The organism is Rossellomorea sp. FM04394 (assembly GCF_041889765.1).
Taxonomy (GTDB): Bacteria; Bacillota; Bacilli; order Bacillales; family Bacillaceae_B; genus Rossellomorea; species Rossellomorea aquimaris_B.
The window spans coordinates 3,873,578-3,894,985 of record NZ_CP168654.1 but is presented as its reverse complement, the minus strand read 5'-3'; the positions used below and the strand labels follow the sequence as shown (position 1 = coordinate 3,894,985).

Annotated in this window: 24 protein-coding genes; all 24 read left to right on the top strand. The window is 43.5% G+C overall.

Features of this window, described 5'->3' with window-relative positions:
• Nucleotides 1-24 precede the first annotated feature (24 nt).
• The 24 genes from ACCB35_RS19625 (at nt 25) to cccB (ending at nt 20,960) form a co-directional block, all read left to right on the top strand.
• A complete protein-coding gene (locus ACCB35_RS19625) occupies nt 25-441 on the top strand; it encodes a TIGR03826 family flagellar region protein (protein WP_374054958.1) in 417 nt (138 codons plus the stop codon).
• A gap of 113 nt (nt 442-554) precedes the next feature.
• Nucleotides 555-824 (top strand): flagellar biosynthesis anti-sigma factor FlgM, encoded by a 270-nt coding sequence (gene flgM / locus ACCB35_RS19620; protein ID WP_374054957.1) that lies wholly within the window; start codon nt 555-557, stop codon nt 822-824.
• 14 nt (nt 825-838) lie between these two features.
• Nucleotides 839-1,333 (top strand): flagellar protein FlgN, encoded by a 495-nt coding sequence (locus ACCB35_RS19615; RefSeq protein ID WP_374054956.1) that lies wholly within the window; start codon nt 839-841, stop codon nt 1,331-1,333.
• A gap of 29 nt (nt 1,334-1,362) precedes the next feature.
• Complete coding sequence (gene flgK, locus ACCB35_RS19610; RefSeq protein WP_374054955.1) at nt 1,363-2,925, top strand: flagellar hook-associated protein FlgK; 1,563 nt, start codon at nt 1,363-1,365, stop codon at nt 2,923-2,925.
• Nucleotides 2,926-2,934: 9 nt separating this feature from the next.
• Nucleotides 2,935-3,840: a flagellar hook-associated protein FlgL gene (gene flgL / locus ACCB35_RS19605; RefSeq protein WP_374054954.1), complete on the top strand. Its 906-nt coding sequence runs from the start codon at nt 2,935-2,937 to the stop codon at nt 3,838-3,840.
• Between the two features lie 75 nt (nt 3,841-3,915).
• A complete protein-coding gene (locus ACCB35_RS19600; RefSeq protein WP_374054953.1) occupies nt 3,916-4,506 on the top strand; it encodes a DUF6470 family protein in 591 nt (196 codons plus the stop codon).
• Between the two features lie 18 nt (nt 4,507-4,524).
• Nucleotides 4,525-4,968, top strand: a complete 444-nt coding sequence (fliW, locus tag ACCB35_RS19595; RefSeq protein ID WP_374057079.1) for a flagellar assembly protein FliW — start codon at nt 4,525-4,527, stop codon at nt 4,966-4,968.
• A gap of 4 nt (nt 4,969-4,972) precedes the next feature.
• Nucleotides 4,973-5,194, top strand: a complete 222-nt coding sequence (csrA, locus tag ACCB35_RS19590) for a carbon storage regulator CsrA (protein WP_374054952.1) — start codon at nt 4,973-4,975, stop codon at nt 5,192-5,194.
• A gap of 158 nt (nt 5,195-5,352) precedes the next feature.
• Nucleotides 5,353-6,111 carry a flagellin gene (locus ACCB35_RS19585; protein ID WP_374054951.1) on the top strand — a complete coding sequence of 253 codons (759 nt, stop codon included), beginning with the start codon at nt 5,353-5,355 and terminating at the stop codon, nt 6,109-6,111.
• A 219-nt stretch (nt 6,112-6,330) separates the two neighbouring features.
• Nucleotides 6,331-6,567 (top strand): flagellin, encoded by a 237-nt coding sequence (locus ACCB35_RS19580; protein ID WP_374054950.1) that lies wholly within the window; start codon nt 6,331-6,333, stop codon nt 6,565-6,567.
• Between the two features lie 133 nt (nt 6,568-6,700).
• Nucleotides 6,701-7,060: a flagellar protein FlaG gene (gene flaG, locus ACCB35_RS19575; RefSeq protein WP_374054949.1), complete on the top strand. Its 360-nt coding sequence runs from the start codon at nt 6,701-6,703 to the stop codon at nt 7,058-7,060.
• Nucleotides 7,061-7,075: 15 nt separating this feature from the next.
• The gene (locus tag ACCB35_RS19570; protein ID WP_374054948.1) at nt 7,076-8,599 is read left to right on the top strand and encodes a flagellar hook-associated protein 2; all 1,524 of its coding nucleotides are present in this window, start codon (nt 7,076-7,078) and stop codon (nt 8,597-8,599) included.
• Nucleotides 8,600-8,621: 22 nt separating this feature from the next.
• Nucleotides 8,622-9,026 (top strand): flagellar export chaperone FliS, encoded by a 405-nt coding sequence (gene fliS, locus ACCB35_RS19565; RefSeq protein ID WP_374054947.1) that lies wholly within the window; start codon nt 8,622-8,624, stop codon nt 9,024-9,026.
• Nucleotides 9,023-9,364, top strand: coding sequence for a flagellar protein FliT (locus tag ACCB35_RS19560; RefSeq protein ID WP_374054946.1), 342 nt, complete (start codon nt 9,023-9,025; stop codon nt 9,362-9,364). Before fliS ends, ACCB35_RS19560 begins: the two co-directional genes overlap by 4 nt.
• An 85-nt stretch (nt 9,365-9,449) precedes the next feature.
• Nucleotides 9,450-9,794, top strand: a complete 345-nt coding sequence (locus ACCB35_RS19555) for an MmcQ/YjbR family DNA-binding protein (protein ID WP_374054945.1) — start codon at nt 9,450-9,452, stop codon at nt 9,792-9,794.
• A gap of 6 nt (nt 9,795-9,800) precedes the next feature.
• Nucleotides 9,801-10,556 (top strand): ABC transporter permease, encoded by a 756-nt coding sequence (locus ACCB35_RS19550; RefSeq protein WP_374054944.1) that lies wholly within the window; start codon nt 9,801-9,803, stop codon nt 10,554-10,556.
• 187 nt (nt 10,557-10,743) lie between these two features.
• Nucleotides 10,744-11,307, top strand: a complete 564-nt coding sequence (locus ACCB35_RS19545; RefSeq protein WP_044338352.1) for a transposase — start codon at nt 10,744-10,746, stop codon at nt 11,305-11,307.
• A gap of 419 nt (nt 11,308-11,726) precedes the next feature.
• A complete protein-coding gene (gene hpf, locus ACCB35_RS19540; protein ID WP_044338351.1) occupies nt 11,727-12,305 on the top strand; it encodes a ribosome hibernation-promoting factor, HPF/YfiA family in 579 nt (192 codons plus the stop codon).
• A 155-nt stretch (nt 12,306-12,460) separates the two neighbouring features.
• Nucleotides 12,461-13,297: a DUF1028 domain-containing protein gene (locus tag ACCB35_RS19535; RefSeq protein WP_044338350.1), complete on the top strand. Its 837-nt coding sequence runs from the start codon at nt 12,461-12,463 to the stop codon at nt 13,295-13,297.
• A gap of 129 nt (nt 13,298-13,426) precedes the next feature.
• Nucleotides 13,427-14,557: a YecA family protein gene (locus ACCB35_RS19530; protein ID WP_374054943.1), complete on the top strand. Its 1,131-nt coding sequence runs from the start codon at nt 13,427-13,429 to the stop codon at nt 14,555-14,557.
• 473 nt (nt 14,558-15,030) lie between these two features.
• The gene (secA, locus tag ACCB35_RS19525; protein WP_374054942.1) at nt 15,031-17,541 is read left to right on the top strand and encodes a preprotein translocase subunit SecA; all 2,511 of its coding nucleotides are present in this window, start codon (nt 15,031-15,033) and stop codon (nt 17,539-17,541) included.
• Between the two features lie 496 nt (nt 17,542-18,037).
• Nucleotides 18,038-19,139 (top strand): peptide chain release factor 2 gene (gene prfB / locus ACCB35_RS19520; protein WP_156142358.1). Its coding sequence is split into 2 segments (ribosomal slippage): nt 18,038-18,109 and nt 18,111-19,139, totalling 1,101 coding nucleotides; the frame shifts between segments, so codons are not numbered across the junction.
• Nucleotides 19,140-19,694: 555 nt separating this feature from the next.
• Nucleotides 19,695-20,567 carry a YitT family protein gene (locus ACCB35_RS19515; RefSeq protein WP_044338346.1) on the top strand — a complete coding sequence of 291 codons (873 nt, stop codon included), beginning with the start codon at nt 19,695-19,697 and terminating at the stop codon, nt 20,565-20,567.
• A gap of 81 nt (nt 20,568-20,648) precedes the next feature.
• Nucleotides 20,649-20,960 carry a cytochrome c551 gene (cccB, locus tag ACCB35_RS19510; RefSeq protein ID WP_374054941.1) on the top strand — a complete coding sequence of 104 codons (312 nt, stop codon included), beginning with the start codon at nt 20,649-20,651 and terminating at the stop codon, nt 20,958-20,960.
• Nucleotides 20,961-21,408: the final 448 nt, after the last annotated feature.

Genomic DNA, 21,408 nt, shown 5'->3' with positions numbered 1-21,408 from the left:
AGTGAATCAGGGAGGAATGGAACGATGTCAGAGATCATTAACTGTCCACGCTGCAACGGGATTTTTATGAAAAATCAATTCAGGGATGTATGCGATACGTGCTATAAAGAAGAAGAGAATACGTACGAGGCAGTCTACCAATTCCTGAAGAGACGGGAAAACCGTGCGGCCACCATGAATCGTGTGATTGAAGTGACGGGTGTGGACGAAGAGCTTCTCTATAAATGGGTGAAGAAGGGGCGCATCCAGACAAGGCAGTTTCCGAACATGGGTTATCCGTGTGATAAATGCGGGAAGATTATTGGGACGGGGAGGATTTGTAACGATTGTTCTTCAGAACTTGTCAGTGAGCTGAAGCAGTTCGAGTCGGAGCAAGAATGGAAGAGTAAGGTGAAGGAATCGAATCAAAAAACGTATTACACAGTAAGAAATAAGAACTAGATACGTCACGCAAGAAAATCAGGAAATACTAACCAGTCTTTCGAACTAAACAAACCGTTTTTTTATCCGATATACTAGGTAGAGACGATGGACGTGATGAAAGCGAGGGAAAAATGATGAAGATTAACAATATCGGAAATCAAAACATTAATCCTTATAAGCGCAATCTTAACAAAATGGATCAAGTTGGCAAGACCGGAAAGACGGCTTCAGATAAGATTGAGATTTCTTCTGCTGCCAAAGAGATGCAGGAGGTCTCTAAAATCAGCAAGGAACGCCAGGCGAAAGTAGAAGCACTCAAGGACCAGGTGCAGAGCGGTAACTACACCATTGACCCTAAAGCGATTGCTAAAGGATTAAAGAATTTTTATAACGGAAATTAAGGGAGCGAACAGACATGCCGGCAACTTCATTGATTGCAACGTTGGAAAAACTTTATAAGTTGCACAAGAGTTTGTTCGATCTTTCGGTTGAAAAGACGGATGTAATTAAAAAAGGTGCCATGATCGAGCTGGACGCAGTGCTAAAGGATGAACAAAAGCATCTGGCAGCCATCAATACGCTTGAAATCAAAAGACAACAGGAGTCCAATCACTATCTTGATTCATTAGGAGTCCGAATGGAGAAAACCCCAACAATCTCTTTGTGTATGGAATACAGTTCACCTGAAGATGCAGAGATTCTTGGCATCTGGCAGCGAAGGCTTGTTGATATGATAGCCGAGTTAAAGGCACGGAACGAACTTAATCAAAAGCTTGTCTATCAATCTCTTCAATTTGTCAATATGAACTTGTCGTTGCTGCAGCCTAAATCAGTAAAATTAACGTATTCCCGTCCAAACGCTGAAAAGTCGATACCTGCAGGAAAATCCATATTCGATTCGAAAGCATAACACCAATCATGTGAAACGGAGGCAACACCATGCGATCCACTTTTATGGGCCTTGAAACGGCTAAACGGGGGATGTACACCCAACAAGGAGCCCTTTATACGACTGGTCATAACATCTCCAACGCAAATACCCCCGGTTACACCCGACAACGTGTCAATTTTGCCCAAACGGAACCTTACCCGGCTCCCTCCATGAACCGTCCGCAAATTCCCGGTCAAATCGGAACAGGTGTTGAAGCTGGATCGATCCAGCGTGTTCGAGATTCTTTCCTGGACACCCAATATAGAGGGGAAAATAATAAGCTTGGCTACTGGGATACGAAAATGGAAGCCATGAAGAAGATGGAGGAAGTGATGAATGAACCATCTGATTCAGGCTTGTCGAAAACGATGGATATGTTCTGGCAATCCCTTCAGGATCTAGCAGTCAACCCTACGAACTCAGGTGCCCGGTCTGTCGTACGTCAGCGTGGAATCGCTGTTGCAGAAACGTTTAATTATTTATCATCTTCATTAACAAGCGTGAGAAACGATTTGAAAAATGAATTGTCTGTGAGTGAAACGCAAATTAACTCTCTTACAAGACAGATTGATAATATTAATAAACAAATTGCCGAAGTAGAGCCCCATGGCTATCTCCCAAACGATTTGTATGATGAACGGGATCGTTTAATCGATGAGTTATCAAAACAGGTCACGATCAAAACAAGTTATCAGTCGAACGGTGGAGGGTCTTCTCCAATGGCTGAAGGTTCCGTGACCATAACATTAGTAGGTAAAGACGGAAAGAATCCGGTGGACCTGGTCGATAAGAGTGGAGCTAAGGAACTCAGTCTTTCATTTAATGGAGATCAAGATACGGTTGATTCTGTCACAATCGGTGGGGAAACGATCGCTATAAATGACTTCTTATCAAAAGGTGAAGGGAAATTGAGGGCCCTTGTCGATACATATGGATTTGAAAATGAAAAAGGTGAGGCAGAAGGATCTTATGTCACCATGCTCCAAGAATTAGACAGCATGGCGTTTGAATTTGCGAAAGCCTTTAATGAACAGCATCAACAAGGCGTAACAGCGGAACAAATCAATAATCCGACCTCCATCTCAGAAACACCTAAATTCTTTCAGGATTCAAAAGATCCCTCATTAGACTTGGATCCCGATAATAAAGAGGGATTCGCTCAACGGATTCAAATAGCTGATGAACTTAGCAATCTCGACAACATAGCCACAGCCAGTGCAGACAATCCTACCCTGGGGGATGCAACAAATGTGCTGGCCCTCGCTGATATCATCACAACCACCAAATTACCTTATGGGGAAAAAGAGTCATCTTTTCAGGGTCATTTCGAATCAGTTATTGGAAGGATGGCGGTTGAATCACAGGAATCTTTAAGACTTGCGAGCAACTCGAATGTCCTCAGATCCGCTGTTGACGAACGCAGGATGTCCGTAAGCGGGGTTTCCCTTGATGAAGAAATGACGGACATGATCAAATTCCAGCATGCCTACAACGCCTCTGCCAGAATGATCACGCTGCAGGACGAAATGCTCGATAAAATCATCAACGGCATGGGAACCGTTGGAAGGTAGGTAAACAATATGCGTGTAACTCAAAGTATGCTGACGGGGAACTCGATGAGAAATCTCAGTTCATCCTATGGACGGATGGGGCAGCTACAGGACCAGTTGGCGACGGGGAAGAAAATTACCAAGCCTTCCGATGATCCTGTTGTTGCCATGAAGGGCATGTTCTATCGCTCCAATCTGACGGGAATCGAACAATATAAAAGGAATCTATCAGAACTTTACTTATGGATGGAGAATTCAGAGTCCGGAATTGATCATGCCAATCAGGGACTGCAGCGTGTTCGGGAATTGACACTGCAAGGGAAGAACGGATCCCTCAGTGAAGAAGACCGTAAAGCGGTGGCCGTTGAAATCGAACAAATCAAAAAGGACCTTGTCAGTGTGGCTGAAACAAAAGTGGCAGGACGATACATCTTTAATGGAACGGATGTCGGGAATTCTCCAATGAAGGATGGGGTACCTGCTGACGGGACCGCCCCAAAGGTAGCTGATAACATACTCAATGGGACGAACGGCGAATACACCATTGAAGTGTCACAGGGCGTATCACTAAAGGCAAACGCCAACCCATCAAAAGTTTTTAGTCAACAATTGTTCAATACAGTACACTCAATCCAAAAAGCATTAGAATCGGGAGATGTTTCAAGTCTTGATACGGAACTCGAAAACTTGGATGAAGTGATGAATACACTATCTGCGGAACGTTCGGACCTGGGCGCCCGCTACAATAGGCTGGAAATGATCGATGACCGCTTGGCTCAGCAGGAAGTGACCGCCAGCCGTATTCTTTCGGATAACGAAGACGCCGATATCGAACGGGTGATCACCGACCTGAAAACCCAGGAAAGTGTCCACCGTGCCGCCCTCAGTGTAGGGGCAAGAATCATGCAGCCGACATTGATGGATTTCTTACGATAAAAGCAAGGGGACTGACCCTTTAAGGTGTACTGTCACCTTAAGGGGTAGTCCCTTTTTCTTTGGAGGTGAACACTCATGAACATGCCACAAATTCGATTGCAATCCACTCCGGCGGAACTCGGGATCCACACGACTCCGGGACGAATGGATATCGAACAACCCAAAGTAGAACTCGATATCCAACAGCCGGCAGGGAAAATGGAGATTGAACGGAGACCATCCAGGCTGACCATCGATCAAACAGAGGCAAGGGCAGACATGGATTTGAAATCCGTACGCCGCAGGATAGAAGAATACTCTCAACAAGGGTACGAAGATTGGTTACGGGGGCTTGCCCGGGTGGCCCAGGATGGCGATGAACTCATGATGGTTGAACATGGAGGAAACGCGATAGCAGACCAGGCAAAACGAAACAGCGAAAACCCTATATACGACTTTAATATTGGCTGGATTCCATCTCCCGGAAGCGTCAAGATCGGGTATGATCCGGGAAGTGTCAGAGTGAACTTCGAACCTCAAAGAGTAATCAATAATACCCGTCCACAGAAACCGACCATCCACTATACGCCTGCCAAAGTCGACATCAGCCTGAAACGATACGCCGATTTACAAATCGACTTCGCGAACTTAAAGCATGTCGGCATTAACTACGAACAAGAAATATAAAACGAAGGAATGAGAATGATGAACATAGATACAAAATACCACGGCGCCATTGACATCCATTCAGAGGAAGTCCTGATATTTGATCACGGAATCCCCGGATTTGGAGAAGAAAAGCAGTTTATATTATTGCCCCTCCCTGAAAATGAATGGTTTCATATCCTGCAATCGGTGGCCACACCTCAACTTGGATTCGTGGTCACGGATCCGTTTGTATTCTTTAAGGAATATGACTTTGAATTGGATCAGGCGAGTGTGGAGTTACTAGAGAACCCTTCGGAAAAAGAGGTGCAGGTGCTTTCTATTTTGACTGTACGCGAAACCCTTCATGAATCAACCGCAAATCTCCAGGCTCCGATCATTATTAATCTGGCAAATCGCAAAGGAAAACAAGTCATCCTGAACAACACAGACTACCAAACCAAGCACCAGATCTTTGCCCAGCCTGCAGGGAAGAAGGGGTGAGGGGATGTTAGTACTGACAAGGAAAACGGGAGAAAGCATTCAGATTGGGGATGACATTGAGTTAACCGTGATTTCAGTAAAAGGGGATCAAGTGAGGTTGGGGATTAATGCCCCAAAGAATGTAGATATTCATCGGAAAGAAGTCTACCTATCTATTCAGGAAGAAAACACCGAAGCTTCGAAGGGAATCGACAATCTATTTAATCTTTTGCCAAAAAATGAGTAATTAATTTTCACTAACTATTAAATACTAGTTAAACCGACCGATATTAGTAGTGTAAGCAATGAGGAAAAGGGCGGCCGACCTTTGTGAATCGTTGCAGACTACTAAACTTTTATAGTTCACATGGATGTGGGCTTACTTTCAAGGAGGAAATTTTAGTTATGAGAATTAATCATAATATCGCGGCGTTGAATACTTATCGTCAATTGAATAGTGCTTCTACTGCACAATCATCTTCAATGGAAAAACTATCTTCAGGTCTCCGTATTAATAAAGCAGGTGATGATGCTGCGGGTCTTTCGATTTCAGAAAAAATGCGTGGCCAAATTCGTGGTTTAGAACAAGCTTCACGTAATGCTCAAGATGGTATTTCATTAATTCAAACTGCTGAAGGTGCGTTAAATGAAACGCATTCTATGCTTCAACGTATGCGTGAATTAGCGGTACAAGCTTCTAATGATACAAATACTACTGAGGATCGTACTGCGATTCAAGATGAGGCTGATCAGTTAGCCAAAGACATTAATCGTATTGCAAGAGACACACAATTTAATGGTCAAGATTTATTAACTGGAACAGGTGGTCCAAATGGAAATGGTTCTTTTACTTTCCAAGTAGGTGCTAATGAAAATCAACAAATTTCATTAAGTGTTGCTGCGATGGATGGTGCTACACTATTAGTAGCTGCAGGTTCAGCGGAAACAGATGGTGCTGTGGATATTAGTTCAACTGCAGCAGTTGCTACAGCAGCAATTACAGTTATTAATGATGCTATAGAAACTGTATCTGCTCAACGTTCTAATCTTGGTGCTTATCAAAACAGATTAGATTATGCAATCAATAATATTGACACATCTGCTGAAAACTTAACAGCAGCTGAATCTCGTGTGCGTGACGTAGATTATGCTTTAGCTGCTTAAGCAGCCACAAGCACAGTCGTCCTAGCTGGTAACGGCTAGAGATCATAATTGGGTGAATTGCTGGAAACCCCTTAGAGCTTTTCTTGCCACAACGTAGTTGGAAACGACAAGCGTGATGGCTTTAACAAAAGAAGAGATTGGGCAATCAGCAGCCAAGCTTCTGTGAGGAAACTCTGGAGAAGGTTCAACGACTAGGATAGACCATCTAAGGCGAAAGCTATGGTGATGAAATCCGTAGGTGAAACAATGGTCATCAGCATTGTGGATCCGAAGTGCCCAACCCCTGCTATGCTAGAGGGTGAAGATATAGTCTGGTCATTTATGAGAATAAATGTTCGCACGATGGCGAAAGAAATGATGAACCAAACGAAGAATTCTATTCTTTCTCAAGCAGCACAAGCTATGTTAGCGCAAGCAAATCAGCAACCACAAGGAGTTTTACAACTTCTTCGTTAATTTTAATATTTCTAAGAGGGGCTCTAGCAATAGGGTCTCTTTTTCTATGTTTAAAGTTAAATAGGCTTCTAACCACTAAACTTTTCCCACCAAATTCCGATATAACCCATATATCCCTCAGGAGGATCAAACGATGATTGATAAAGTGACAGGCGGAGTTTCAGGAGTACAATCATTTACTAGATTAGAGAATCAAACCAGTGAAGAAGTGAAGCAAATTCAAGCGCAGGAACGACACCATGAAGAAACCTCCAGAAGAGAACCTGTCACCAAAGAAAAGGTGGAAGATGTCGTTCATGGGATGAATGAGTTTATGTCCACTTCGAATACACACCTCAAATTTGAATTTCATGATAAATTACAGGAATATTATGTGACGATCGTGGATGATCGCACGCAGGAAATAGTGAAAGAGATACCAGCAAAGAAGATTCTTGATATGCATGCGGCGATGACGGAATTTGTTGGTTTAATGGTCGATAAGAAGATTTAGCGGAAGGAGATACATATGGCTGATATGCGAATTGGTGGACTTGCCAGTGGCATGGACACGGATCAAATTATTAAAGACCTGATGAAGGCAGAGCGAATTCCTTTAGATAAACTTGAACAGAAGAAGCAATTCCTTGAGTGGCAGCGTGATGATTACCGGGATATGAATAAGATGATGTTTGATTTTAGTAATCTTATTTTTGACGGAGTAATGAAGCAGGGGACGTATACTCAGAAAACGGTATCTGTGTCGAACCCGAATGAAGTCTCCATTAAAAACATTAATTCTACTACTGACTTCTCAGGAACATTGAAGGTGGAAAAATTAGCTACTGCAGCTACTATGTACAGCTCGTCGATCACCCAGTCAGATGGGGGAGCATTTGATCCCAAAAAGAAGTTGAGTGAATCGTTCGGGATGACGGGTGAGCAGAGCATCAAAGTAAAAGCGATCAAAGCAGACGGAACGATGGCGGCTGATTTTACCGAAATCAAATTTATTGCTGAAGATGAAACGTTGGACAGTTTAATAGCGAAGATCAATGCTCAGACCGGTGTCACGATGTTCTATGATCAACACACAAAGCAAATGTCTGTGATGAGTAAGAATACAGGTGCCAATGCCGGAGGTGCTGAAATTGAGTTGCAGGGAGACCTGTTTACTACCCACCTGAATCTTGACGCTGACAATGATACGGCCCTGGCTAATAATAGGGGCTCCATTGGAGAGAATGCCAAGTTTACATACAACGGGATGGAGACTGAACGTTCATCCAATACGTTTACGATCAATGGCTTTGAATTAACGTTGAAGAATGCATCCAATACCAATGTAACCTTCTCCTCACAGCCTGACACGGATAAAATCCTAGAAAAAATCGTCAAATTCGTCGACGAATACAACAAACTCATCGAAAAAGTAAACGGTGAAGTGAACGAAAAGAAATACCGGGATTTCCAACCACTAACGGCTGAACAAAAAGAGTCGATGGAAGAAAAGGAAATTGAATTATGGGAAGAAAAGTCCCGTAGTGGAACGCTTCGGAATGATTCCGTCTTAACATCGGGTCTGAACAAAATGCGGACAGACATGTACACACCAGTTTTAGGCGGTACATCAGGCGTCGACCAGCTGGCGCAAATCGGAATCAAAACATCAAGTAACTACCTTGACCGTGGAAAGCTGACCATTGATGAAAGCAAGCTGAAAGAAGCAATATCAAAAGATCCGAATGCTCTATACGAAATTCTTGCGAAAAATGGAGAGACTCCAGGTGAGCAGGGAATTGCCCGTCGACTTCGTGATACGTTGAAAAATACAATGGACAGCATTGAGAAAAAAGCCGGAAAAGCATCCAGTACGAATAATACATTTACCCTTGGTCGCCTCTTGAACAATATGGACAATCAAATGGATCGCTTTGAAAATCGTCTGATCCAAGTCGAAGACCGCTATTGGCGCCAATTCACCGCCATGGAAAAAGCGATCCAGCGTTCAAACCAGCAATCCATGTTCCTCATGAACCAATTTGGCGGCTAATCATACCTAAAGGAGTGTCACTATGGCCATCAACAACCCTTATGCAGCATACCAGAACAACTCGGTTAACACCGCGTCACCAGGTGAACTCACCCTTATGCTCTATAACGGAAGCCTGAAATTCATCCATATCGCGAAAAAAGCGATGGAAGATAAGAATATTGAACTGAAGAACACAAATATCCAGAAGACACAGGCCATCGTGAATGAGCTGATGGTTACGTTAAACATGGATCTTGAAGTATCGAAAAATCTAATGTCCCTATACGACTACATCAATCGCCGTCTGACGGAAGCCAATATCAAGAATGATGCTTCTATTTTAGAAGAAGTGGATGGCCTCATCACAGAGTTCCGCGACACGTGGAAAGAAGTCATTAAGCTGAACCGTCAAAAGCAGCACGGGGGTCAGGTGGGACAGGCGTGAGCTCGGTCGTTCGTTGTCACACCATTACGAAGCAGTTGAAAGAAGCGTTGGAACACATAGAAAATCGGGAATCCACGATCGAAACAATAGAGTCTCTTTTAGATAAAAGACAAATTTTAATCACAGCGATCAGGCCCCCTTTTACCGAAGAGGAGCAAGTGCTTGGAAAGCAAATGATCACATGGAGTCAAGAAATAGATAAGGAACTCTCACAATTGCAGTCTTCAATAAAACGGGACATGAACGGGTTATCCAGGAAAAGAACCTCCGTTCAGAAATATGCAAATCCATACGAATCCTTACAATACGACGGAATGTTCTACGATAAAAAGAAATAAAGCCTCGACCAATATGCGAGGCTTTTTTCTATTTCCAAATACTCTCATGCTATAATAATAGAAAAAATGCTGGAGGGAAGCCGGTATGAAAAATAGTCTGGTAGATGAAATCAGAAGTCTTTGCGTAACTTATCCGGAAGTTCATGAACACATAGACGGCTTTGGCCACACTTCCTTCCGGGTGAAGGACAAGCCATTTGTGATCATTGGCGAGGAGAACAATCTCTCCTTATCTATTAAAACCCTCCCCACCACACAAGAAATCCTACTCGAACAGCCAGGCTACACAAAAGCCCCCTACATCGGAAGACATGGCTGGGTGTTGGTAGACGCCGAGGAAGTAGGATGGCAAGCGATTGAAGCCTTGATTTACGAAGGCTATTTGAGAGTGGCTCCCAAGAAACTGGCAAATCAAGTTCGAAACGGATGAAGACATATGATCAACCTAATAACCAATGAACTTATAAAACAACTATCCCGCCCCCGCATGTGGATTTCCATTGGAGTGATCGTATTCATCAACTCCATCGCATCCCTTTTCGTCTACATGCTATTCGATGGAATCCAATTCTCCTTCTGGGAATACATGCGAATCAGCTCAAACCTGCTCATTGTCCTCCAAGTCTTCTGCCTCATCATAGCAGGCGACATCGTATCCAGTGAGTTTTCGACAGGTACCATCAAGCTGCTGCTCATTCGCCCCGTCAACCGTGTGAGAATATTGCTCTCAAAATACTTAACGGTCGTTGTCATAGCAACACTTTTGACGACTGCACATTTCTTATTTTCGTCCATACTGGGCATACTCTGGTTCTACGACAGCTTCTTTGACTTCAGCTTGAACGTTTTTATTGTAGCGGGGGCTTATGTGCTGAGATTTCTTGAGTTGGTCGTGATTTGTTCCTTTGCTTTCACTCTATCTGTACTGACGAGAAGCGGTTCCTTTGCCATCGGGTCGACCATCTTTCTGACATTCTCTGCAGGTACATTCTTGCTTGTAATGAACGAGAGGGGAATGGAGTGGGGGAGGTATTTGTTGTTTGCAAATACGGATCTGCAGCAGTATTTCTTCGGTACACCGCCTTTTGAAGGGATGACGTTTTTGTTTTCTGTTGGGGTTATTGTGGTGTATTTGATTGGGTTTGGTGGATTAGCGGGGTGGTTTTTTGGTCGGCGGGATGTGGATGTTTAGTTCTCTCTTGTACCAGGTACAATGAATCCAATTTGTACCTGGTACAAGAGGTCAGATATGTACCTGGTACAAAAAGGTTCAGATGTACCAGGTACATATCAACTTTCACACACATATGAGAAGGGAAATTTCGAATCATGTCGAATAAGAATAAAAGTTGTAACTTTATTAAGGAGAGGAAGATTTAATGACAAGAAATCATAGGGTCTGGTATCCTGGAGCTATTTATCACATAACCGCACGAGGTAACAGGAAGAATAATCTTTTTCGAGATAGAAAAGATTTTAATCATTATTTAGGATTAGTACAAAGAGCAAAAGAAAAAACTCCATTCATTCTCCATTCGTATTGCCTCATGCCCAATCATGTTCATCTCATAATTGGGACACTCGATGACTCTCCTTCAGAGATTATCCATTACATTCATTCCATTTATGCTAGGTATTTTAACCGGAAATACAACTATATTGGTCATGTGTTTCAGGACCGATATTATGCCAAGCTGATTAATAATTCTAAGCAGCTTATCGATACAAGTAGTTACATTCATTTGAACCCGGTGAAATCCAAGTACTCTAAACAACCAGAAGACTATAATTGGAGCAGCTATAAGAGTTTTATAAATGCAGGTTATAAATCAATTGTCGATACTCAAAAGATTCTTTCAAATCTTGGTGATCATCCAAACGAGAAATATAAATTTTATGTAGAAACAAAATTTAATATTAAGGATTGGAACCAGCCGATATAACTGTTTATTTCATTTTGTACGAGGTGCATTTGTTAGTCATTGTACCAGGTACAATCCAAAGTAAATGTACCAGGTACAATCCAAAGTAAATGTACCAGGTACAAATAAATTTAAAACACCAATGACAATCAACCTCATTCACAAATCCGCCCCAAACCATTCACAAAACCTCCAAATTCCCACCGTTTAATCTCCTCAAAAAGTGAGAAAATAATAATAGAAAGAGCCACAGGTGAACCTACATACTCGCAGCCATCACCTCACTCTTTCATTCTCCAACCCCACACCTATCAACACTTTCGACACCACATTACAAACTTTACGGAAAATTGACAAAAAATTTAGAAAGTTTAAGAAGGAATAATCAAGGGAATGGAGAATATATAAACATAGCTTTATTTTTAAAAGGAGGAGTTTACATGTTGAACTACAACATTCGAGGCGAGAACATTGAGGTAACTCCAGCGATTCGCGAACACGTGGAGAAGAAGATTGGCAAGTTAGATCGTTACTTTAATGAAACTCCTGATGCAAATGTACATGTTAATTTAAAAGTGTATCCTGATAAAAATACGAAAACTGAAGTGACTATTCCAATGCCGCAATTAGTGCTACGTGCAGAGGAACGCAACGCAGATATGTATGCGGCCATTGATCTGATTGTAGATAAATTGGAGCGTCAAATTCGCAAACATAAAACGAGAGTGAACCGTAAGATGCGTGAAAAGGGCAGCCCGAAGGAGTTCTTCGCGGCTCAGGAAGATTTGAATCATGTTTCTCCTAACGGCGCAGCTGCCGTGGAATTGGAGGAAGAGGACGATACGGAAGTAGTAAGAACGAAGCAGTTCAATCTTAAGCCGATGGACAGTGAAGAAGCGATCTTGCAGATGAACATGCTGGGTCACACATTCTTCATTTTCACGGACGCAGAGACGAACGCGACGAATATTGTGTACAAGCGTCGTGATGGGAAGTACGGCTTGATTGAAACGAATTAACTATTAAATGAGGTGATCCTGTAGTCTACATGACTGCAGGATCTTTTTTATAAAAAGGATTTTTGACAATTATTGTAGAAGTTTGTAGGTAGACATTATGTTTTCACCCTCAAAGATAGGAAGATGGTAATAGAAAACTTAAGGAGGACATCACCATGACGTATTCCATTGTAGGCTATGACCCGGAAGAAAAAGAGTGGGGGATTGCGGTCCAATCCAAATTCCTCGGGGTCGGTTCGGTCGTGCCTTTTGCGAAAGCGGGTGTGGGGGCGGTAGCGACTCAGTCTTACGCGAATACTTCGTACGGACCCCATGCACTTCAATTAATGGAAGAAGGAAAGACGGCGGAGGAAGCGCTCGATATCATCACACAGGATGATCCGGAGCGTCCTTTACGTCAAGTAGGGTTAATTGATGCTGGAGGCAACCCTGCCACTTTTACAGGAGAAGGCTGCTATGATTGGGCTGGAGGACAAATAGGAAAGCACTTTGCTGCTCAAGGGAATATTTTAGTTGATGAGAATACCGTAAAGGCGATGGCAGAGACATTTGAGTCGACGACCGGATCACTGGCTGAACGATTACTCCATGCATTAGATGCCGGTCAGGAAGCGGGAGGTGATTCCCGAGGTATGCAGTCTGCTGCTCTTCTAGTGGTGAAGGAAAGCGGTGGATATGGTGGCTTCAATGATCGGTACATCGATCTCAGGGTGGATGATCACGCGTCTCCTATTAAGGAACTGAAGCGAATCTATCTGTTGCATCAGCTCTATTTTAAAGAATCAGATCCTGGTAGAGTCGTATTACTGGAAGGTGAAATCCACGATGAAGTGGAGCGGGAACTCACCCGTCTTGGCTATGCAAAAGAAAGACAGTCCCTTCATCAGAGTTTGAAAGACTATCTCCACACCGAGAACTTTGAAATGCGGGAGCAGGATGAGAATTATATCGATTTAGATGTCTTGGATTATATGAAAAAACAAGGACGATAGATCATTAAAGAACCGGTCCAAAAGCGATTGGTTCTTTTTTCTTGTTCTAAAACAGTTTAAGGAACGCCACAAATGTTATATAATGAACATTTGTGTACGGGACTCAAGAAGTTGGAGGTAAATACAAACATGAGTACAGTCGGAAGAAATGAACCATGCCCATGCGGCAGTGGGAAAAAATATAAGAAATGCTGTGAAAAAGAAAATGTTGTGAATATAGATACGTTGGTGAGTCAGGAGCTGGATGTGCTTCAGGCGCAACTTTATGATTATATTGCTACGGCGCAGTCAACAGAGATGGAAGAATCCTATCATCACTACTTGGCGAAGATGGATCTTATGCAAGCGGATCCGGATATTTATGAAATGGCATTTGTCAGCTGGTACGGAGCGACTCAAAAGGATGCTGACGGTGTTCGTTTGATTGAACGATTTGTTGATAAGCAGTTGAGCACGGTGACTCGTCCTCAGACAGCTGAAGTGTTGGAGTCATGGAAAAACGTTCGCGTGACGGCAGGTTCAGTCGAGAAGCTGGATGACAATACGTTACGTGTGGAAGAAGCCCTCTCTGGTGATGTGCTGATTGTAACGGAAAAGTTCGGTAAGCTGGAAGAGAATAGTTTCTTCTTGGGGTTATTGTTGCCGAATGGGGAGAAGTATCTTCCATTCGCTCAATACTTCATTTATCCTGCGATTGAGAAAGCAGCGATGGAGCTGGTGAAAATCCGTTTTGAACAAGGCGAGTTTGAAAACTTGCATGATTACCTTTCAGGGCAGTACTTGGAAATAGCGGATGTGGGATTCGTTCTTTATAGTGCTGAGAAGAAGAAGGGCGGTAAAGCAGCAGCATCTACTAAAGCCACGGATGAAACAGATACTTCCAAGGATTCGGATGAGAAATCGGAAGAAGCGATCGAAGGAGTAGAAATATGGAAAACTCCGGAATACGTTGAAGCAATTACATCCCTTCAAAACTTCCTGACTGAAAAAGGGGAAGACAAAAAAGAAAGTGAGTTGCTCGTAGCCGTATTGGAAAAATACTTCTACACAGAGCGCCCGACGATCCGCAATCCGAAAATCTACTCGGGAGCACTGGTGGACATGGCGAAAAACATCGACGAAATCAGTATCCGTCACGTCCAAAAGGAACTGGCAGAATACTTCGATGTCTCCGCCAACAGCATCTCAAGACGAAGCAAACAAATCTGGGAAAGCTACCAGGACACCGTCTGCGAACTACTGAAAGCAACCAAAGCCTGACCAATACAAAACACCTAAAAGTCGCCTGCATAGGCGGCTTTTTTGTTTTAGAGGGACGGACCTCGCCGTTCACCAATTATATATGGAATTGCTTTAAAGTCGCCAATCCTTGATGAATTGATGAAGTAGGTGAGGTCCGTCCCTAATGGCTCCTAATGGCTCCTCAACACATGATCCATCCACGAACACAGGCTGATAGTGCAGCATCCAACCATTGAAACGGGTGAGGTTGAGAGGTCCGTCCCTCCTTGAGTTGTAACCCATATAGGATAGTGGTAAGATTGGTAGGGAATATATCGTGTTTTTGTGGGAGGATATTTGGATTTTGTAGCGAATTTTAAGTAGAGTGATTGGAAGCTGATGAGGGTGTGTTTTTACATGAGTTTTCGACAATCTCATCTGAATTTCATTTTCTTTTGTTATATTAGTGACGTTCGGCTCTCATTTAAACACAGATAAAGGAGCGTTTATACATGCTTGGTCTATTAAACAAAGTATTCGATGCGAATAAAAGAGAAATAAAGAGGCTGGAAAAACTGGCTGATCAAATAGAAGAATTAGGCCCCGATATGGAGCGTTTGACGGATGATGAAATCCGTGAAAGAACGGAGCGTTTCAAGGAGCGTTACCAAAAGGGTGAAGACCTGGAGGATATGCTGGTTGAAGCCTTTGCTGTCGTACGGGAAGCCGCGCGCCGCGTGTTGGGTCAGTACCCTTACCGCGTTCAGCTTATGGGTGGTGCCTCCCTGCATGGAGGGAACATCTCCGAGATGAAAACCGGTGAAGGTAAAACGCTGACAGCGACTATGCCTGTGTACTTGAATGCCATCACTGGAAAAGGCGTTCACGTCATCACAGTCAATGAATACCTGGCCAGCCGTGATGCTGAGGAAATGGGCAAGCTTTATAATTTCCTGGGACTCTCTGTAGGTCTGAACTTAAACTCTATGTCCAAAGACGAAAAACGTGAAGCATACAAAGCGGATATCACATATGGTACGAATAACGAATTCGGATTCGACTACCTTCGTGACAATATGGTCCTGTACAAAGATCAAATGGTGCAGCGTCCCCTTCATTTTGCCGTAATCGATGAGGTTGACTCGATTCTAATCGATGAAGCACGTACACCTCTGATCATTTCCGGTAACGCACAGCGCACGCCTCAGCTTTATATCCAGGCCAATGCCGTCGTACGTACCCTGAAAAAAGATGAGGATTACACATATGATGAAAAAACAAAAGGTGTGCAATTAACGGAAGACGGAATCAGCAAAGTGGAAAGGTCCTTCCACATTGAAAACCTGTTCGATATTTCACATGTAACCCTGAACCATCATATCAATCAAGCGTTAAAAGCTCACGTCAGCATGCACCGTGATGTGGACTATGTGGTTCAGGAAGGCGAAATCGTCATCGTTGACTCTTTCACAGGACGTCTGATGAAAGGTCGTCGTTACAGTGATGGACTTCACCAATCAATCGAGGCAAAAGAAGGCCTTGAAATCCAGAACGAAAGTATGACGATGGCAACGATCACGTTCCAGAACTACTTCCGTATGTACGAAAAGCTTTCCGGTATGACCGGTACGGCGAAAACGGAAGAGGAAGAGTTCCGTAATATCTACAATATGAACGTTATTGTGATTCCAACAAACAAGCCGATCGTCCGTGATGACCGTGCCGATCTGATCTATGCTTCCATAGAAGGGAAATTCCTTGCTGTAGTGGAGGATATCAAAGAGCGTCATGAAAAAGGTCAGCCTGTTTTGGTTGGTACCGTTGCCGTTGAAACGTCAGAGCTCATCTCTAAACTATTGACGAAAAAAGGCGTACGCCACAATGTATTGAATGCGAAAAATCATGGCCGTGAAGCGGAAATCATTTTGGAAGCGGGTCAGCCTGGTGCTGTAACGATCGCGACAAACATGGCCGGTCGTGGTACGGATATCAAGCTTGGAGAAGGCGTCATCGAACGTGGGGGTCTTGCCGTTATCGGGACCGAGCGTCATGAATCACGCCGTATCGATAATCAGCTTCGTGGACGTTCCGGACGTCAGGGAGATCCCGGTGTGACCCAGTTCTATCTTTCCATGGAAGATGAACTGATGCGTCGATTCGGCTCTGACAATATGAAGAGCATGATGGAACGCCTTGGAATGGATGATACGCAGCCAATCCAAAGTAAAATGGTCAGCCGTGCCGTTGAATCGGCCCAGAAACGAGTGGAAGGAAACAACTTCGATGCTCGTAAACAGCTTCTGCAATACGATGATGTACTACGTCAACAACGTGAAATCATCTATAAACAGCGTAATGAAGTAATTGACTCTGAAAACCTTCGTGACATTGTTGAAGGCATGATCAAATCAGCCATCGAGCGTCAGGTAGCAGCCCATACAGCAGAAGAAGACATGGAGAACTGGAATCTTCAAGGAATCGTTGATTATGTAAACGCCAATCTTCTTCCTGAAGACGATGTGACAGTCGATGATCTTCGCGGAAAAGAGCCGGAAGAAATGATGGATCTGATCTATGAAGATGTGAAGCACCGTTACGATGAAAAAGAAGAACAGCTCACGCCGGAGCAAATGCGCGAGTTTGAAAAAGTCATCCTGCTGCGTGCGGTTGATACGAAATGGATCGACCATATCGATGCGATGGATCAATTGCGTCAAGGTATCCACCTGCGTGCATACGGTCAAACCGATCCACTGCGTGAATACCAGCATGAAGGGTTTGCCATGTTTGAAAGCATGGTGCTCGCAATCGAAGAAGACGTGGCAAAATACGTCATGAAAGCTGAAATCCGCAACAATCTTGAGCGTCAGGAAGTAGCCAAGGGTCAAGCGGTGAACCCGAAAGAAGAAGGCGGTAAGGCTAAGAAACAACCAGTTCGCAAGCAAGAGGACGTAGGGCGCAACGACCCATGCCCATGCGGAAGCGGCAAAAAGTACAAACACTGCCACGGCATAACTGGATAAATAAAGAGATGCTACCTGGTGCTTATTTTGATAAAATAAGTGCCAGGTACTTTTCCGTTTTTAATGGGTGCCTGGGAAAGATTTTACTAATGATTGGATGTTTTCTTGTACTAGAGTTTAATAATAAGTTATGTAAAAGCATGACTTTAAAGTTGATTGGAGCGGAAGGTGCTCGACTCCTGCGGGAATAGCGGGAAAGTACGAAAAGCGGAGGCGGCTCGCACAGCCCCGACAAGCATAAGCTGAATGGGCCGGGAAGGCGTTCTTTGCCTTCTTGGACCATTTAGCTTATGACCTCGAGGGGCTAGCCGCCGGAGCTGGAATGTTGAGACCCCGCAGGGCAAAGCCCGAGGAGGCTCAACTCACGCCCCGCGGAAAGCGAGCACCTGGAGCGGAAATCAACCAGCACTCTCAAATAGAAACATGCCACTCTATTCAACGTTTCAACAATACAAAACAAATTCAACAACCCAAATAACTATAGAGGTGACCACACATGGAACTATCAGAAATCAGAGCAGAGTTAGAAAAATCAGCTAAGACATTAGCGGACTTCAGGGGGTCTCTTTGACTTAGAAAACAAAGAGGCAAGAATTCAAGAACTTGATGAAATCATGGTTCAACCCGATTTCTGGGATGATCAGCAAAAAGCGCAAGGGCTGATCAATGAGGGGAATGGTCTGAAGGATCTTGTAAATGAGTACAAATCATTGCTTGAATCCCATGAAAACCTAGAGCTGACCCTTGAACTGATCAAAGAAGAGCCGGACGAAGAACTTCAAAAGGACCTTGAAGAGGAGCTGGGTGATTTAGTCAAACGATTAAATGACTACGAGCTTCAGCTTCTTCTAAGTGAAGAACATGATAAGAACAATGCGATCCTTGAGCTGCATCCAGGTGCAGGTGGAACCGAGTCTCAGGATTGGGGCTCCATGCTTCTTCGCATGTACACACGTTGGGGAGAAAAACGTGGCTTCAAAGTGGAAACACTTGATTATCTTCCAGGAGATGAAGCCGGGATCAAAAGTGTGACCCTTGCCATTAAAGGTCACAACGCGTATGGATATTTAAAAGCTGAAAAGGGCGTACACCGTCTTGTGCGTATTTCTCCATTCGATTCTTCAGGCCGTCGTCACACTTCTTTCGTATCTTGTGAAGTCATGCCTGAGTTTAATGAAGAAATCGAAATTGAAATCCGTACGGAAGACCTGAAAATCGATACGTATCGTGCAAGTGGAGCCGGTGGACAGCACATCAATACGACGGACTCGGCTGTCCGTATCACTCATTTACCGACGAATGTCGTGGTAACCTGCCAATCTGAGCGTTCTCAGATCAAGAACCGTGAGTCAGCCATGAAAATGCTTAAAGCCAAGCTTTATCAGAAGCGAATCGAAGAACAAGAGCAAGAGCTTGCCGAAATTCGTGGAGAACAAAAGGAAATCGGATGGGGAAGCCAGATCCGTTCCTACGTATTCCATCCATACTCAATGGTCAAAGACCACAGAACCAACACTGAATCCGGTAACGTACAAGGCGTCATGGACGGCGACATCGATCCATTCATCAATGCCTACCTGCGTTCCAAAATTCAATAATAATTTTCAAGCTGAGCCCACCTATCCAATGGAGGGTTCAGCTTTTTTCTAAATTTATTTAGGGACGGACCTCAAAGAGTGATGAAGTTCTTCCATTATATGTATAAAGGAGGGCTTGGAATATACTCTGCATAGATGAATAAGTACATACCAACGACTGCCATCATCCCCTTTGCAGAAGGTTGAATCTAAATTATTCTTAGTGAAAGTCCGATATTCAGTTATCCGACCTCCCATTATCCAAGGTCCGTCCCTCACCACTGCAACTCGTAACCACCACAATCCATTAGTGCTTTACCACGTTATTGAAGTGTCATTTACACCTCTAAGTACCCATGCTATACTCTCAAAGGTTGATACAGAGCGTGTTTAAAGGGTTGATATGTCTATTTATCACCTCAATTCATTACCTCTGCAGTCATTAGAAAAGACTATTGGTGAACAACCCTTATCTCAAAAGACGAGGCAGGATCCGTGATAAGAGGTCCGTCCCTCTGCATAAAGGAAGAGGTTGTACTCATACTATAAATACATAGGTTAAAGGAGTCGTACTGGATGGGTTTGAAGGAGAGACGTCGTGAGCAGGCTTTTAATCCACGGAAAGAGAAGTTGTTAGAGTATTTGTTTGTTGTGTTTGGGTCAACGATTGTGGCCATTGCGTTTAATGTGTTCTTATTGCCGAATGAGGTGGCTTCAGGAGGAGTGAGCGGGATATCGACCATCCTTAAAGGTTTGTTCGATTGGAAGCCAGCCTTCGTTCAGTGGGCATTTAATATTCCGTTATTTATTGCGGGGTTAATATTCCTGGGCCTTCAATTTGGCGTGAAAACAGCCATCGGTACGGTCTTCTTACCATTAGTGGTGTTCTTAACAGAAAGTTGGGAGCCATGGACAGAGGACCCTTTATTAGGTGCATTATTCGGCGGGATCGGTGTAGGATTGGGGTTGGGAATCGTCTTTCGAGGTAAGGCATCTACAGGAGGGACGGACCTTGCAGCCCAGATCGTCAACAAATTTACAGGGTTGTCCCTTGGCACGTGTGTGGCGCTTATTGATGGAATGATCGTTCTATCGGCTGCCATCGTGTTTGACATCGAGCGTGGTTTATATGCTCTTATCGGCTTATACGTGACCAGTAAAACAATTGATTTAGTCCAAGTCGGCATCAGCCGTTCAAAAATGGCTCTTATCATTACAAACAGACAGGAAGAAGTCCGTGAAGGAATCCTGAATAAAATCGATCGTGGTGTGACAAAACTATCTGCATACGGTGGTTATACGGACGATGAGCGCCCGATCCTTATGTGTGTGGTCGATCAAACAGAATTCACAAAACTGAAACAACTGGTCAAAACCATTGACCCCTCTGCCTTCGTCGTCACAATGGACGCTTCTGAAGTGTTGGGAGAAGGTTTCAAACGCGTTTAACCTTGGTATAATTATGTAATAGAGGGACGGACCTCGGTATATCCCGTTACTCATAAAAATGTGTTCCTAGGGGGAGAAAAAATGAAGAAAAAGCTACTTGGAATTGTTTTTGGCGCTTCATTGGTACTTGCAGCCTGCGGTGGCGGCGAAGAAAGTACAGAAACAAGCTCTGGCGGAGTGGACCCTGAAAAAATCGTAAACAATAAATGCACCAGCTGTCACGGTGGTAACCTTGAAGGCGGAATGGGTCCAGCCCTAAATAACATTGGTGCTCAATTAAACAAAGATCAAATCTTGGAAGTCATTCAAAATGGTAAAGGTCAAATGCCTGCAGGACTCATCAAAGGTGAAGAAGCAGAAGCAGTGGCAGAGTGGTTGGCGAATAAGAAATAAGTGAGGAAGAAGAGTCCCTGTAAGAGGATTCTTCTTTTTTTTTGATACTTCACAAGTTTTACCCTTGCTCTTCTTTAAATATTTGTTACAGGAGCTAATCCCAATAACCATAGCTGGCAACCAGTACTCAAACCGTCCTCCGTTATAACCTAGTAACCAAATCAGAATAGCACCAGCTTAGCATTTTGATGAAATGGATCCTCAAACTTCCGAACTTGGTATTAGCACCAGATACTAGTTATAAAAGACTACTTTTTTCGTTCGTAATAGGTACAATCGACAATAAAAAAGGTAAAAAATTCACATTATTATATGTTTTGAAACGTAAATGTAATAATTTTTTTCCTTAACATCGTATAAAGTGATGTTATAATAATTTTCGGGAGAGCAATTCGAGTTTTTTCGCCATTTTGTGTCTAATTATGGTAAAAACGTTGAGCTCATACCG

Excerpts from the sequence above, each read along its gene's own strand:
- ACCB35_RS19625 (WP_374054958.1), top strand. The coding sequence starts at position 25 with ATGTCAGAGATCATTAACTGTCCACGCTGCAACGGGATTTTTATGAAA.
- flgM (WP_374054957.1), top strand. The coding sequence starts at position 555 with ATGATGAAGATTAACAATATCGGAAATCAAAACATTAATCCTTATAAG.
- ACCB35_RS19615 (WP_374054956.1), top strand. The coding sequence starts at position 839 with ATGCCGGCAACTTCATTGATTGCAACGTTGGAAAAACTTTATAAGTTG.
- flgK (WP_374054955.1), top strand. The coding sequence starts at position 1,363 with ATGCGATCCACTTTTATGGGCCTTGAAACGGCTAAACGGGGGATGTAC.
- flgL (WP_374054954.1), top strand. The coding sequence starts at position 2,935 with ATGCGTGTAACTCAAAGTATGCTGACGGGGAACTCGATGAGAAATCTC.
- ACCB35_RS19600 (WP_374054953.1), top strand. The coding sequence starts at position 3,916 with ATGAACATGCCACAAATTCGATTGCAATCCACTCCGGCGGAACTCGGG.
- fliW (WP_374057079.1), top strand. The coding sequence starts at position 4,525 with ATGAACATAGATACAAAATACCACGGCGCCATTGACATCCATTCAGAG.
- csrA (WP_374054952.1), top strand. The coding sequence starts at position 4,973 with ATGTTAGTACTGACAAGGAAAACGGGAGAAAGCATTCAGATTGGGGAT.
- ACCB35_RS19585 (WP_374054951.1), top strand. The coding sequence starts at position 5,353 with ATGAGAATTAATCATAATATCGCGGCGTTGAATACTTATCGTCAATTG.
- ACCB35_RS19580 (WP_374054950.1), top strand. The coding sequence starts at position 6,331 with ATGGTGATGAAATCCGTAGGTGAAACAATGGTCATCAGCATTGTGGAT.
- flaG (WP_374054949.1), top strand. The coding sequence starts at position 6,701 with ATGATTGATAAAGTGACAGGCGGAGTTTCAGGAGTACAATCATTTACT.
- ACCB35_RS19570 (WP_374054948.1), top strand. The coding sequence starts at position 7,076 with ATGGCTGATATGCGAATTGGTGGACTTGCCAGTGGCATGGACACGGAT.
- fliS (WP_374054947.1), top strand. The coding sequence starts at position 8,622 with ATGGCCATCAACAACCCTTATGCAGCATACCAGAACAACTCGGTTAAC.
- ACCB35_RS19555 (WP_374054945.1), top strand. The coding sequence starts at position 9,450 with ATGAAAAATAGTCTGGTAGATGAAATCAGAAGTCTTTGCGTAACTTAT.
- ACCB35_RS19550 (WP_374054944.1), top strand. The coding sequence starts at position 9,801 with ATGATCAACCTAATAACCAATGAACTTATAAAACAACTATCCCGCCCC.
- ACCB35_RS19545 (WP_044338352.1), top strand. The coding sequence starts at position 10,744 with ATGACAAGAAATCATAGGGTCTGGTATCCTGGAGCTATTTATCACATA.
- hpf (WP_044338351.1), top strand. The coding sequence starts at position 11,727 with ATGTTGAACTACAACATTCGAGGCGAGAACATTGAGGTAACTCCAGCG.
- ACCB35_RS19535 (WP_044338350.1), top strand. The coding sequence starts at position 12,461 with ATGACGTATTCCATTGTAGGCTATGACCCGGAAGAAAAAGAGTGGGGG.
- ACCB35_RS19530 (WP_374054943.1), top strand. The coding sequence starts at position 13,427 with ATGAGTACAGTCGGAAGAAATGAACCATGCCCATGCGGCAGTGGGAAA.
- secA (WP_374054942.1), top strand. The coding sequence starts at position 15,031 with ATGCTTGGTCTATTAAACAAAGTATTCGATGCGAATAAAAGAGAAATA.
- ACCB35_RS19515 (WP_044338346.1), top strand. The coding sequence starts at position 19,695 with ATGGGTTTGAAGGAGAGACGTCGTGAGCAGGCTTTTAATCCACGGAAA.
- cccB (WP_374054941.1), top strand. The coding sequence starts at position 20,649 with ATGAAGAAAAAGCTACTTGGAATTGTTTTTGGCGCTTCATTGGTACTT.